Below are 13,116 nucleotides of genomic sequence, written 5' to 3' on the forward strand. Positions count from 1 at the left end.
CAGATAACTGTATCTACCGGAATCCGAGGTGCACCGATCCTGTGGACGCTATGCAGCGCCGCCAAGGAATGACGCCAGGACGTAGTTACCGTGCCGATCGAGGTTTCCGCGCGCCCGGTCGTAACGCTGGGTCATTCGCGGATCAGAATGCCGGGCCATGATCTGCACATCACGCAGTGGGATCCCGGCGTCGAGAGACGCGGTGACATAACCGTGTCGAAGGACGTGCGGCGAAATCACCTTCACGATGCCGGCCTTCTTTGCGAGCCGCTTCACCACCCTGTCAGCTGAGCGGCGCGTCATCCGAGAGCCGTCAGCGCGGAGTATGAGCGGGCCACTTGACCGTCCCGCAGCTGCCGCATCCATCGCCCGGGCGACCGGGATAGGCAGCGGAATGGTGGCAGGTTTGCCTCCCTTACCGATCATGCGCAGCACGCGGTGGTCACGCTCGTACTCCTGAAAATCCTCGATGTCGACGTTGCACGCCTCCGTCACGCGAAGCCCGAGCAAAGCCAGCATCGTAATCAATGCTCCCTCAGAAGGTTTCGACGCCCGGCCTTCGCAGACGAGTGCGGACATCTCAGTGCGAGACAGTCCGGTAATGCGCGCCTCGTCGTAGAAGACCTTCGGCATCTTGATGTACTCGGCAGGATTGCGTGAGATGTGTCCATCGACGTGCATGATCCGGTAAAACATCCGCAAGCAGGACAGTCGACGGTGCACCGTCGAGGGAGCATTGCCGCTCTCGTATTCGAGGGGCCGTGGCCGATGGTACACAAGCAAATTTCTCACCCACGTTGCGAGAGTGGGGACTTCGTCATTCGACAAGGTTTACGCGGGCCCACTGCTGGGCATCTGACTCTTGCTGCGGCGAATCCGTGTAGTCGTCGCGCTTGGCCCGCCTTCTGCCCGTCACTCAGAAGGCGGGCCCTTGAACTGCGCATCGTTCTCGAGACGGTGCGTACGGCTCACCGGCGCACCGCGTTCACAAGCTCGCGCCGGTGAGCACTTCCCTCTAGCGCACAAAACGCCCCGCACCCGGATCTCGGGGCGGGGCATTGATTACGTGTTTTCCGATCCATCTGTTATTTCAAGGCGTGGCCCTCGGTACAGGGCTTTGATATTTTTTGGGATTCGCCCCTTGGGCTTTACCATATAACCGTTAGCAGCCGCCCACTGACGAATTGCATGGGTAGAGGTGACAGCACGTGTCAGCTTGGACACTTGACGTAATGCGGAGATTTCTTCCTCTGCCACTGATCGAATGCTATCCATTGTTCGAGTAATGGTTGTCTCGTCACTGAGAGGGTGACGTTTAGTTACCTGAGTCCATTCCAGCTGAACGCTTTTGGCCCATAGGTTTCTAAGCTCTTCCAGATCGTAGTCCAAAGCTTGTATCTTGATCAGTTTCCTTGATTCATATTTCGTGAAACCAATCACCCCGGAGGTTGAGATGGATTCAACCGTTCCTATTTCTGAAAGTTCCTCCGTTTGAGTTTCTTCTACCTCAAAGAATGATTTGAGTTTATATGCGGATTTTCTTCCGAAATCTATTTTGGTCGTTGAACCCATTGGCTTGGTCCATGAAATATCAAGATCAACAGACCCCTCGATGAGTTCTCTAGATAGACCAAGAAGGCGCTTTCCTATGTTTCTATCAATTGGTAGATTGTTTTCCGCGCCCAATTCTGAGAGGTTGACCCTTTCAAGGATGGTGAACAGCTCAGAAATCGCCCTGTCCACAGGTGTATCGTCAATCCTGGTGTCAATCTTTTCCTCGTCGGAGCTTGGTTCACCATATAGTTCAAGAATTGTCGATCCTGCGTCCACATTTGGCGACAAATATAGATTGGCGGACTGGGGAGAAAGCTGAAGCTTTTCTGCAACAGCATCAAGTGATCCAGAAAATCCTCCAATTACTCCAGCCGCAGTTCCACCTCGTAGATCGTGTCCATTCACCCCCTCGCCAGAGAATCGAATTCTCACGGAAGTGCGAAATACTGGTTTTTTGAACCCGAAGTGCCTTGCGGCACGGGACTGTTCGGACCGTGCGAACTCTTCAACGGATCCTATAGGATCGATTTCAACTTCAGAAAAGGACGCTTCTAGGGCTGCGAGCCTATCTTCTCTAGACATATCCATCGAGATCAACCTCCAGGTACCCTCGGACAGGCATGGAATGACGTCGCTCTGGAAAAGGTCGATCAGCTTTTGGAACGTGCCTTTGCCAAAAGTCGTCCCATTTTCCGCGTGACCCAAGATAACTTCGCTCGGCTCCGTTTTCTGATCCATCAGGATGCCAAAATATAAGAAATGCATCTACATTCAGTCCCCTAGATTTTGGGTCCTGAACGATCTGTTTGATCCCGTCGAGCGTGTTGGGGCTCGTTATCCGCGACACGTCAACAAAAATGGCAACGTCAATGTCTGGGGGGTCTATTTTATCTGTGATAAAACTCCCGCCGATGAATGCTGCGGGAACTCTCACTCTCTTCCGCCTTATTAAATCGACTACGTCTAAAAAATCTTCCCAAACTCCAACTCTGGTCGAGGATGCAGCAAACATCGAGGCCTTGACCAGGGAATTCCGCACCTCATCGGAATCTGTGCAATATCTTCCGCGAGGCAGGAAGCCACTGGCGTCAAAATCTGGTATCACTGGACCTCCTCATGGACTGATCATAGGTGCTACGGCAAGAAAGTTTCAGTGGACCTCTGAACTCGCCACTGCGCCATCTGATGGCGGCTTACCTCGGCCAGTCAGCAGGACGCTGCGGCGGCGGGTGTCCGCAAGGCTGCGGGCCAGAACAACTTCGTGGTGATTGACGTGTTCGCGCCCTTTATTGCGAACCATCAAGTCCCTGCATGAAAGTTCAGTGCGTACACAGTGGACTTATTGCGCAGCGAAAATGTCCGGTGCAAAATCCCCCCGAAGCAGCCGGGAGGGTTTCCGTCTCGGCGGTTGACATAAAGCATGCCTGAATTGCGCAACACTCCCACGTGAGCTGCACCACGAAGCGTTTGCGCAAGTAGATCCTCGGGCAGTAGGTCTTCGGCCCTCCGGCATGTCCCCCGACCTTTCCAGAAAGCCCCCTGTTCTGTGCGCCCGTCCTCGACAGCTTGGGCGCGCCGAGGGCCTGCCGGTTTAGTGATTCAGCAACCAAACCGACAGAGGGTCTTGCCGGACCGCCCGCAAAGTCAGCCCGGCAAGATCCTGCCCGTCAACACAAAACGCCCGCACCTGACGGATCAGGGCGGGGCATAGTGAGCAATTCTGGGCGGGCTACTTTCTGGAAGTGGTGACCTTCGTCCCACCTGCTTGAACCTTCCGGCATGGAATGATTCGCAAATGTTACTTATGCAAACAATCAACACCGATATGGCTGAGAACAAACGGTTACTCGATCGCGTCACTGTGACGGTTTTTCGGATCAACCAGGCTGCCAATCGCGGCCGCTTCCGAGGTCCCAAACGAGTCGCCGCGAAACTTTTTGACGCATTATGGCTTCAGCTTGTAATTGGAGCTGATCTCCCGGGGCGTGCGCAGTGCGGTCCAGCGTTACGAATGCCACACGGCGGACGCGGAGTGGCACTCCATCCCAATGCCGTGATCGGGAACCGTGCCACCATTTATCACCGCGTCACAATCGGCGGCTACAGCCACGACAAAATGAATGTCCCCACCATTGGGGATGATGTGTACTTCGGTGTCGGCTCGACCGTCCTGGGTCGAGTGAAAATCGGCGACGGGACTCGAGTCGGAGCCGGTGCCATCTTGGTCGGTGACATCACGATCGGCGCAAATGCCCGAATAGGCGCTGGTGCCGTCGTAGACCACGACATCCCAGCTCGGCTCTGACGGTGCGCCAATCCTTCCTCGTCCGACCTTTGTAATTCTGGGATGGGCGGTTTACGTCCCGCGATCTTCGGACCTAGGTCCGTAGCCTCCTCGCCAATCAGGCAAATCGACCAATGGGCAGATATATTCCGTGAGTCCCTCAAACCTTTTCGGGGGCCAATATCCGTTGAGGGGTCAATTCGTGGTTGCTCTACTACTGCCGTTCAAGCATGGGCGTCGAGGCACGAAGCAGGCTGACGCAAAGCCTCACCAGCGACTCGACATCCAAGGCCTGCGCATGGTCGCAGTCATTCTGGTTGTACTCTCGCATCTATTCGGCTGGCCGCGTGGCGGGTTCATCGGCGTCGACGTTTTCTTCGTGATCTCGGGATTCCTCATCACAGGATCACTGATGCATACGATGGAGAAGACGGGTCGGATCTCGTTTTCAAGCTTCTACCGTCGCCGCATTAGACGCATTATTCCTGCCGCCACACTCGTTCTCGTCGTCACTTGCATCGCGTCTTACATGATCTTTTTGACCAGCCGATTTCAGTCCACGGTGGTCGACGCATTGTGGGCTTTTCTGTTCGTATCGAACTGGCGGTTCGGAATCGAAGGTACGGACTACTTCACTGCTACCGGGCCGGTATCTCCATTGCAGCACTACTGGTCGCTCAGCGTGGAGGAGCAGTTCTACTTCGTATGGCCCCTGGTAATCCTGGCGATCGGACTCCTGGTCGCCCGCAAAGAGTGGTCACGCCAAGTCCGCCTCGCGATCTCGGCCGGAATCATGGGCGTCGTCGTAGCGGCGTCATTCGCATACTCACTGCTCGACACCGCTAGCAATCCGACGTGGGCATACTTCTCCACTTTTACCCGGGTCTGGGAACTGGGAGTCGGCGCATTAATGGCTATCAGCATCGGATATTTCGAACGGATCCCCGATAGAATTCGCCCGTTCATGGCCTGGGCCGGACTGATTTTCATCGCTGTCGGCGCCTTTGCTATCGCCGAAGGTGGAAGCGGGTTCCCTGCTCCCTGGGCGGCTGTCCCCGTGATCGGCGCAGCACTCGTGATCGGCGGCGGAGTATCCGGTGATCAGCGCTTCCTTGGAGTGCTCACTAATCGAGTAAGTACCTATATCGGAGATATCTCCTACTCGTTGTATCTGTGGCATTGGCCCGTGATCATCCTGCTCGGAACGTTGATTGATCCCAGTGGGTACCTCTATTACTGCAGCGCACTGCTGCTCATGTTTGGGCTCTCGATACCCGCGTACCACTTCTATGAGGATCGAATCCGGAAGTCGAACTGGCTCTTATCCTCTGACGAAACCCGTGACCGGAAGGTTTTGGACCTGTCGCGATGGCGACTGTCAAACCTTCGCATGAAAGAGTCCAACCAGACGATCGGGACACTCTCGCTGATCGCACTCACCGCCGGTCTGGTCCTATCCGGCGTTGCTTTCACGACGCCAGCTGCCACCGCTCGTCCTCCTGAAACGTTGGCAGCAGCGCAGAGCGGAACGGATGCCGCGCCACAAACTGAACGAGGCCTCGCAATTGCGGCCGCAGTTCGGGCCACCGAATTCCCCGATTTCAACCCTTCGATCGATCATTTGGAAGATCTCCGGGCACCACAGTGGAAGCAGAACGGCTGTATCAACGTCACGCAGAACAATGAATCTCAATGCGTGTACGGGTCGGCCACTTTGCCGAAGACTGCCGTCGTGTTGGGCGATTCAATAGCGGTCAGTTATCTGCCAGGGCTCGTAGCCGGCCTAAACGCGGAGGGGTACCGAATTCACTCCTACACAATGGAAGGTTGCGCCACCGCGAATGTTGACGCTGTAGCGAGCAACAAATCCAAAGAGGCGTACACCGAGTGCACTGAACATCGAGCTTGGGCTCTCGACCGGGTGCGCGCACTCAATCCAGACTTGGTCGTCATCTCCGACTCGCACCTGACCGTCTCTCGACTACGGAGCGGAGCGAAGGGCGGGACCGCACAGTTGGAGTGGACGAACGGGCTGAGTTCGGTGATGTCTGAACTTCCCGACCCGAAGAAGGCGGTGCTGTTGACATCGCCTCCTGGAGCAGGGAATCTCGCTGAGTGTGCCGCCAAATTCGGTAATCCTTCGGACTGCACCAAAGCAATTAGCGGCGACTGGTTGACCGTCAATGCGGCAGAAGCGGAGGTTGCAGGGAAGGTAGGAGCGCAATTCGTCGACTCTCGAGAGTGGTTCTGCACCACCTCCGGGTACTGCCCGTCGTTCGTTGGGTCCACTCCCGTATACGTTGATTCCGGTCACCTGACATCCACATACAGCGAGGGGCTCGCGCCCGAGTTGCAAACAACAATCTTGCCGACGGCGTGATCGAAATGCGCACCTCCCATATTTGGGAGGTGCGCATTTACAGCCAGGTCAGAGCGTCAGTACGGACGTGGAAGCATTGGCCGTCCCAGACCACGCAGCACCAGGACTGGACCCATCGAAATACGGCCACAACGCAGTCCCAGTCGTGACCATCACTGCATCCACATCCAGCACCATCCCCACCGTCGCGGAATCGAGCGCGATATTGAAGTCGAGGCGGCTGCCATCAGCAGGCAGAACCACGGTCATGTCGATGCGCTGCCAGTCTCCCGTTGCCCGGAACCCGCCTCGGTGCCATGTCCGCTGAGATGCGTTGGCTGCCCAAAACCCGATCGTGAAGGGCCGAATCAGCGCGGCTTTGTCGGTGCGAATCCACGCCGACAGTGTGTAACTACCGGCCAGCGCCGCGCTCACTCTGCCGATGCGAACGGTTGCCGACCCGGCCTGATTCACGACGATGCGGGCGTGTGCGCCACCGGATTTCGCATCGACCGTAGTCACCTGAGTTGGCGCATCAAACCGCGACAGTGCGGCAACCTGAGTCACGCTCGTCTCGTAAGAAGGTGTTGTGAACAAGTTCGTCAGCGTTGTGAACGATGCACCGACCCGGTTACCGGCAATCAGGGTTGCATCGTTTGTAGCCTTTGCGTTGACGATCCCTCCGCCTGAGTTCTCCGTTACTACGTTGCTCTGGACGAAGGGGTCGGTCATGAACTTTGTCGCGTCCGGAAGATTGATGCCAACACCTCGATGGCCCTGGATGGTGTTGCCGATGATCTTCGGTTCCACCACATCGCCCACAATTTTGATGCCGTCGCCAGTGCCGTTGTTGCGGATCGTATTGCGCGACAGCTCAGGCCGGACAACCAGTGGGGAGTCAAGCACGATCCCGCCAGCACCGTTGCCTTCGACACGATTGCTGTCGAAGCGCCAACCCGCGCCAACCTGTCCGGTCACTGACACCCCGGCCCCGATGTTTGCGGCGATCTCGTTGTTGTCGAACGTGTACGCCCCCGTAGCGGCGTTACCGACAAGCACGCCGACACCGTTACCGCGGATGACACTTGACGAGACGTTGCCGTTCCGTCCACCATGCCGACCCGACAACGAGTATCCGTCAACATGCACGCCAGCGTTCGACGCATTGAGGAAGTGGCAGCCGGACGTGATCACGCCATCGCCACCCGCGTCACGAAGACCGTTGTAACCGCCTATCGAGGTGCATCCGATCATTGCGAAGCCACGTGCGCTTTTCGGTGCCGGGATGTCGAGGAGTCGTTCTACAAAGAATCCCGCCGACCAGCAGTCCTCGGCGTAGCAGTTGACGAAGGACACTGATTCGACCGCGAAGTTTCCGACACCAATTCCGAAGCCTGCACCAAAGCTGTCGTGTCCGCCTGTGACGCCGCGCCCGGATCTGATTGCGCTACATTCCACGAAGGTGGTGTCTTGCAGGAAGTCGCACCCGAATGAGGTTGCCCACGTGTTGATGCAGCGGACTCGTTCGAAGCGGCCGTTACGCATCCAGCGCATCGCGATGCCTTTGGCTCCGACATTGTTTGCGCCGCTGACTTGTTCAGTGCAGTCGATGGTCATATCGGCGAAAATCAGATCGTCCAGATAGTTGCCGATCGTGAACGACGGGTCCATGAGGCCGAACACGGCTTCCCCGGTGGGGAGGATCTTCGTGGCGGCACGCCCGGAGCCCACGAATCCGACGTGGTACCCGTTGAACCAACGCACTGACGATGTGATTCGAAACTTTCCGGGCGGCAGTTTGATGGTGACCGGCCCGGCCGTGACGGCTTGGGTCGCCGCGGCATCGAGCGCCCGTTGCAACAGTGGGCGCGCATTGGCGACACCATCGTTTGGCATGGCCTCGCCAGGGAGTAGGAAGCTGGCCAAGTCGACTGTCGTAGGGCGGACGTATTTTTTGGCAGCATCGGCCTTCGCCATGCCGAGAGTTACGGGGTCCATGTCAGCTCGCAATCCCGGTCAGATTGCCTGAACCGTCGTAGGTGTAAGTGCGCGTCACACCAGCGCGAGTATCGGTGTGCACCGTGCCGTCAGGGTTGTAGGCGTACGTCGTCGTGATCCCGTTCTCGGTGACCGTCTGCACGTTTCCGCTGCCGTCGTACGTGATCCCAGTCGTCGCGAAGGCCGGGGCATAAGTGCCGTCTAGGGCAGCCTCTGACAACCGGCCGTCGATCTCCTCATGAGCCTTCTTGATGCCGCGTTCCCACCGCTTGATATCCGCGGACCTGACCGGAGTTTCACCAGGCTTCGCGGGCGGTCTAGGTGTGTCCACCCAGTCAGTGCGCTCAACGAACGCCATAGCAATCTCCTACAAGTAGTTGGTGCCCCTACTCCCCACGCGCTCCCCGAGGGCTAACCAGGGAGCGCGTCGTTACCCGGCAAAAAGCCGGGCAACAAGGGACCTAAGGGGTCGGCAACGCGACAGCACCAGCAGTCGGCGCCGGGTAGATGATCGAGGTGGGTTCCATGTGGATGTGCTGATCGGCAGCAATCGGCGTCAGCAGCGGCCCCGGCGCCGGTTCCGTTGCGGGAGAGACCGGCTCGTTCAAGACCACCTTGTACGGGCCGACACCCCATGGGGAGTTCGCCTCGGTGCGCGCGGTGATCGTGAAGTTCGCCAACGCATTCTCGAAGGAGAAGTCACCAAGTCGGCCGTCCTTGATCCACGGCAGGAGTGCGTACCCGTACAGCTTGCCGTCGGGTCCGCAGACAGTACCGGGGACGTCGGTCCATGTTTCGAGGCCGAAGTTGGATCGGATGGTTGCGCCGATACGGATACCGGTCGCGTTGCCGTTGTGGTCCAGGACAATCGGCTGTCCGGTGACCATGTTGAACAGTTCGGGATCGACTTTCAGGAACGCGATTTCGACGTTCAGGTACTTCAGTTCGTCCTGCGCCTTGTCGACGAACGCGATCTTGCCAGCTGCGTTCTTCGGTGCGGTTTCTTCGCCGTCCTCGAACTGTGGGCTGATCTTGATGGAGATGTGGCCGTCGGACACGATGGTCGACTTGGGGCCGATGACGGGTGCGCCGCATGCATCGTTCTTGGTGGCGCGGACGACGTGGGAGCGGATGCTGGGCCAGACGGTGGTGGGCATGTGAGCCTCCGAGCGGAAGGTTGTTCGCTCGGCCCACAGCCAGCAGCTCTCTACAAGTGAGGATAGTCGCTGCGTGGATGTGCGGTGGGGATGTGTGCGGGTTTGTTGGTCCAGCGGTCGGTTTGGGGCATCGCGCCGGCACAAGGTGGGGTTCGTACGGTTTGTCCACAGGTTCGGCAGTAGTGAGTTCGATGTCCGCCGTGCACAGCTTGGCTGCAGCCGCAGACTTCCCAGCCGACGAGGCACTGGTTCGGCCCCAGGGGGTGTCCATTGCGGCAGTGGAGGGGTGCGGATTCACTGCTGGACATACCCAAAGTTTCGCACACTCGTTCGAATACTGCTATCGTCGCTGTGCGGGGTCCGGAGGGTAAGGGAAGACCAGCCGGGCCCCGCACAAACGACTGAAAGCCCCCAACCTCACCGCGAAGTTGGGGGCTTTGTCGTGCAGGGTCAGGTGACGCGGAGGAACGTGCTCACGCCAGCAACAATCGTGTCGCCCGCAGCAGGAATACCAGAGTCGCTGTCGATATTGGAATACTGCAACTTCACAGCATCCCCCGCCGAGACCGTGTACGTGACAGACACCGGAACATTCTTGGTTTCGCCGTACACAGTGACCGCTGTACCAGTCTTGACGAGAGTCCCGTTCACTGTCAGATACGGGGTGATGATCGTCGACGTCGGATAGGCAGTGGTCAACCGTATTTGCCCGGAGATCGTCGCACTCGTTTTCGGACCAGACACGATCAGGGCGTTCGACGTGACCGTCGACCCGGAGTCCGCAGTCCAACCGGTTACATCTTTCCGTGCGCCCGACGCTCCTGCTGTCGTGGTCTGGCTACCGTTCTTCGTCATGCCCGCAACCGCGAAGCTGGCTCCTGTGACGACAGGAACCGGAGCAAGTGCCGTCACGACCGCCTTCACAGCCGCAACCGCCGACGAAGCCGACACGACCGGCACCGCAGTAGCCACCTCGCCCGTAACCGCGAGAACGGTCACTCTGGAACTACCTGAAACAACCGGCACCCGAGCAGCCACATTCACCGCCGCCACCGGACTGTTCAACACAGCCGTTCCAGTAGCCGTGATTACAGGCACCACGGGCATCGCATTGACCACCGTCGCCGCCACCACAGCACTGAAGGCAGCAGCAACAACAGGAATCCGCACAACCGCACCGGACGGCGCCGCGAGAGCGACAACCGACGCCGAAAAGGACTGCGCGGCCACAGCGGGCAAAGTCTGACCCGCGACCGTAATGACTTCAGCCATGATTGTGGAATCGCCGCGCACAGAGGGGTCGGTAGCCCTCGCCGTCACGATCACTGTGGTCTCCGGACGAACAACCGATGAAGCCGTCAAAACCGGAACCACTACAGCGACGGACCCGACCGACTTGGAAACCGACGAGACGGCGCCCGCCGAAACAGCAGGCACGACAACAGTTGTTGACACACGAGCGCAAGGCACCGAGACGAATGCTGCTCTCGTTCCATCCCACACCAACATCTCCCCGAGATGCGCCTGGATCGCAAGGTTGCCGTCCAGTTGCATCCCAGAGATCGAACGATCGCGGTTGAAGATTCCCATCGGTCAGGCCCCTCCCGATCAGGCAGCAGTCAACGTGCAGATGCCGGCTGCGTCCCAGGTGATGGTGAAGGTTCCCGCGGTCGTCGACACGTCCGCCCCGAAATCGACATACGCGATCAACGGCCGTGTCGCATCCGTACCCGGCGAACTGTTGTAGATGACCGCATACCGAGCGGTGATCGTTGACGTTGACCATGTCGAGTCCGCCGCATCGAGAACGAGAGTATTCGTTCCTGCGGTGTACGCCACCGACGCCGACGCCAAAGTCGCACCACCCGCCGTGTACCCAGTGCCTGACACCTCGTTCGTCACTGACGACTTGTATCGGTGTGTGTCCTGATCTGGTGTGTAGGCACTCGTGCACAACATCACCTTGATGGTGTCGGTGTCCCAGTCGATTTCCTTGTTGAACGCGGACTGCAATGCGAGTCCGAAAAGCTTTGCTGTCACAGCCATGTCAGTCTCCTAGGACTCAAAAGTGATGTACAGGGTTTCGGGGTCTTTGCTGGGCATCGCCGCATACTCGGCGATTGTGGTCCGCTGAATACGGGCGATACCGCCGGCGTTGCGGACGAAGCCAGGAACATTTGTCGGCGGAGGCATACCTGCATCAATCAGCGGCCACAACCGAACCGGTGTAGACGAGTCAGGGATTTCGATGTTGTACGTTTCGGTGCCGACGTGCGCGATCGCCGGACCTGGCACAAGGTCAGGTGATGTGAGAACACCGTTGACGAGCCGGCACTTCACTTTCACCTTGACGAGCACGTAATTGCCGGATGAAACGAAACGACGTTCGTTGACAGTGAAGTACACGAACCCCAGATCCTCCGGGGATGGTGCGACATTATCGAGCCGACGGAATACCTCAGTGATCACAGTCATGTTGCGGCCGCCTCATCTTCCACTGCTCCGGAATTTTCGTCCACAGGCTCCCGGCGGTCACGCTGCTGCTCACGCACCAACGACCAGATCATCGGTAGATACACCAAGGCGCCGAGAGCATAAATCGCCAGGCGAATCTCCTGACGAAACGGGAAGTCCGGAGATCCCCACACCGCCACAGTGATTTGAATGAGGACCACCGAAAGAATCGTCGACTTCGCCGCATAAATCCGGCCGACATGATTCTTCCGCCACGGTGACCGAATCAGGTAGATCAACGTGAAAGCAGCGACCAGACAGGCCAGGACTAGCAGGGAGACGTTGGCTGCCAGCGTCATTGGGCACCGCCCATCGATTGTCGAAGTAATTCGGTCCATCCGTTGAGTTCCAATTGGCGCCGCTGCTTCCGGGCCACCTTGGTCGCGAGATGCTTTTCTTGCTCGGCATCTATCCGCTGTTGCGTCGAATAGGCATGCTCCTCAGCCGCTTCCCGTGCCTGCGAGCGGGCAGTGTCGAGTTCCTTCGCACACCTCTTCGCCCAGGGCCACTTCATGAGGGACCACCCCCAGCGTCAGGCGCTGCGTGCATGTTTTGCATCGCCTGTAACAGGTGCGCGGATACTTCACCGTTAACGCGCTGAGCGTTCACCGTGTCGGACAGTGACCTGATGATCTGCTGATCCTCGAGACGTGTACCGCGAACATCCGCAATCACTTCGTCTTTGACGCGCACTATCTCTCTGTGGTGCGGGCCGAACACGATCCAGCCTCGGATCAGCGATAGACCTACGAACAGCGCGAGAAGGATCACCACCGTGACGGTGCTGATCCCTTCCCACGCTGAGGGTGTGAGGACGGACATCAGGCTCCTTGCTGGTGTGCGTCCCAGAGTGCGATCAGTTCGTTGCGCTCGAGGGTGTCAGCGAACTCGATTTCCTGGTCTTTGAGGAACAGCTTCCAGGCTTCTTCGCCGGAGCCTTTACCGCTTCGGGGTGGCTCCTCGACAGAAACCGTTTCAGGCTTAACGAGATCGACTGCCGGGTTCGCCTCCGGGAGCTGTTCCAGCGCAGTCTCAATCTCGATTTCTGTGTCCGGTTCGGCGGCAGGTTCTGGGTCTTCGTCGTACTCGCCGAAGCCAGCTCGAGTAGCCAGCTCATCAGAGACGACGAACGCCAGCCGAGGACCGGACGTGTCAGTGCGGACGTCGTCAGGTAAGTCCGCCGCATCCAGAAGTGTGCGAGCAACTTCCGAGACCTGCTCGGGCTCGGGAATGATTGAAGGCATAACAGT

15 protein-coding genes are annotated in these 13,116 nt (G+C 58.2%); 2 read left to right on the forward strand and 13 right to left on the reverse strand.

Annotation, left to right across the window (positions count from 1 at the left end):
- Window positions 1-48: 48 nt before the first annotated feature.
- From QM600_RS03700 to QM600_RS29750, 3 genes are all read right to left on the reverse strand, one after another.
- The gene (locus QM600_RS03700) at window positions 49-681 is read right to left on the reverse strand and encodes a tyrosine-type recombinase/integrase (protein ID WP_283260134.1); all 633 of its coding nucleotides are present in this window, start codon (window positions 679-681) and stop codon (window positions 49-51) included.
- A gap of 381 nt (window positions 682-1,062) precedes the next feature.
- Window positions 1,063-2,142 carry an Lsr2 family DNA-binding protein gene (locus QM600_RS03705; RefSeq protein WP_502942872.1) on the reverse strand — a complete coding sequence of 360 codons (1,080 nt, stop codon included), beginning with the start codon at window positions 2,140-2,142 and terminating at the stop codon, window positions 1,063-1,065.
- A complete protein-coding gene (locus tag QM600_RS29750; RefSeq protein WP_502942873.1) occupies window positions 2,129-2,659 on the reverse strand; it encodes a DUF6932 family protein in 531 nt (176 codons plus the stop codon). The genes QM600_RS03705 and QM600_RS29750 overlap by 14 nt, the downstream gene beginning before the upstream one ends.
- Before the next feature lie 927 nt (window positions 2,660-3,586).
- On the opposite strand from QM600_RS29750, the gene QM600_RS03710 reads away from it, so the two are divergent.
- Both QM600_RS03710 and QM600_RS03715 read left to right on the forward strand, forming a co-directional pair.
- Entirely contained in the window at window positions 3,587-3,859 is a 273-nt protein-coding gene (locus QM600_RS03710; protein WP_283260136.1) for a DapH/DapD/GlmU-related protein, read from the forward strand.
- Window positions 3,860-4,040: 181 nt separating this feature from the next.
- A complete protein-coding gene (locus QM600_RS03715; RefSeq protein WP_283260137.1) occupies window positions 4,041-6,218 on the forward strand; it encodes an acyltransferase family protein in 2,178 nt (725 codons plus the stop codon).
- Between the two features lie 48 nt (window positions 6,219-6,266).
- Here the strand turns inward: QM600_RS03715 and QM600_RS03720 are convergent, their stop codons facing one another.
- The 10 genes from QM600_RS03720 to QM600_RS03765 form a co-directional block, all read right to left on the reverse strand.
- A complete protein-coding gene (locus tag QM600_RS03720; RefSeq protein ID WP_283260138.1) occupies window positions 6,267-8,195 on the reverse strand; it encodes a right-handed parallel beta-helix repeat-containing protein in 1,929 nt (642 codons plus the stop codon).
- 1 nt (window position 8,196) lies between these two features.
- On the reverse strand, window positions 8,197-8,553 hold the full coding sequence (locus tag QM600_RS03725; protein WP_283260139.1) for a hypothetical protein: 357 nt from the start codon (window positions 8,551-8,553) through the stop codon (window positions 8,197-8,199).
- 103 nt (window positions 8,554-8,656) lie between these two features.
- Entirely contained in the window at window positions 8,657-9,352 is a 696-nt protein-coding gene (locus tag QM600_RS03730; protein ID WP_283260140.1) for a hypothetical protein, read from the reverse strand.
- A gap of 450 nt (window positions 9,353-9,802) precedes the next feature.
- Complete coding sequence (locus QM600_RS03735) at window positions 9,803-10,942, reverse strand: hypothetical protein (RefSeq protein WP_283260141.1); 1,140 nt, start codon at window positions 10,940-10,942, stop codon at window positions 9,803-9,805.
- A gap of 18 nt (window positions 10,943-10,960) precedes the next feature.
- Complete coding sequence (locus QM600_RS03740) at window positions 10,961-11,398, reverse strand: hypothetical protein (RefSeq protein WP_283260142.1); 438 nt, start codon at window positions 11,396-11,398, stop codon at window positions 10,961-10,963.
- Window positions 11,399-11,407: 9 nt separating this feature from the next.
- Window positions 11,408-11,827, reverse strand: coding sequence for a hypothetical protein (locus QM600_RS03745; RefSeq protein ID WP_283260143.1), 420 nt, complete (start codon window positions 11,825-11,827; stop codon window positions 11,408-11,410).
- Window positions 11,824-12,165 carry a putative phage holin gene (locus QM600_RS03750; protein ID WP_283260144.1) on the reverse strand — a complete coding sequence of 114 codons (342 nt, stop codon included), beginning with the start codon at window positions 12,163-12,165 and terminating at the stop codon, window positions 11,824-11,826. The genes QM600_RS03745 and QM600_RS03750 overlap by 4 nt, the downstream gene beginning before the upstream one ends.
- A complete protein-coding gene (locus QM600_RS03755; RefSeq protein WP_283260145.1) occupies window positions 12,162-12,380 on the reverse strand; it encodes a DUF7620 family protein in 219 nt (72 codons plus the stop codon). The genes QM600_RS03750 and QM600_RS03755 overlap by 4 nt, the downstream gene beginning before the upstream one ends.
- On the reverse strand, window positions 12,377-12,688 hold the full coding sequence (locus QM600_RS03760; protein WP_283260146.1) for a hypothetical protein: 312 nt from the start codon (window positions 12,686-12,688) through the stop codon (window positions 12,377-12,379). Before QM600_RS03760 ends, QM600_RS03755 begins: the two co-directional genes overlap by 4 nt.
- The gene (locus tag QM600_RS03765) at window positions 12,688-13,110 is read right to left on the reverse strand and encodes a hypothetical protein (RefSeq protein WP_283260147.1); all 423 of its coding nucleotides are present in this window, start codon (window positions 13,108-13,110) and stop codon (window positions 12,688-12,690) included. Before QM600_RS03765 ends, QM600_RS03760 begins: the two co-directional genes overlap by 1 nt.
- Window positions 13,111-13,116: the final 6 nt, after the last annotated feature.

The sequence above is a fragment of the Rhodococcus sp. IEGM 1379 genome (assembly GCF_030056815.1).
In the GTDB taxonomy this organism is placed as follows: domain Bacteria; phylum Actinomycetota; class Actinomycetes; order Mycobacteriales; family Mycobacteriaceae; genus Rhodococcus_F.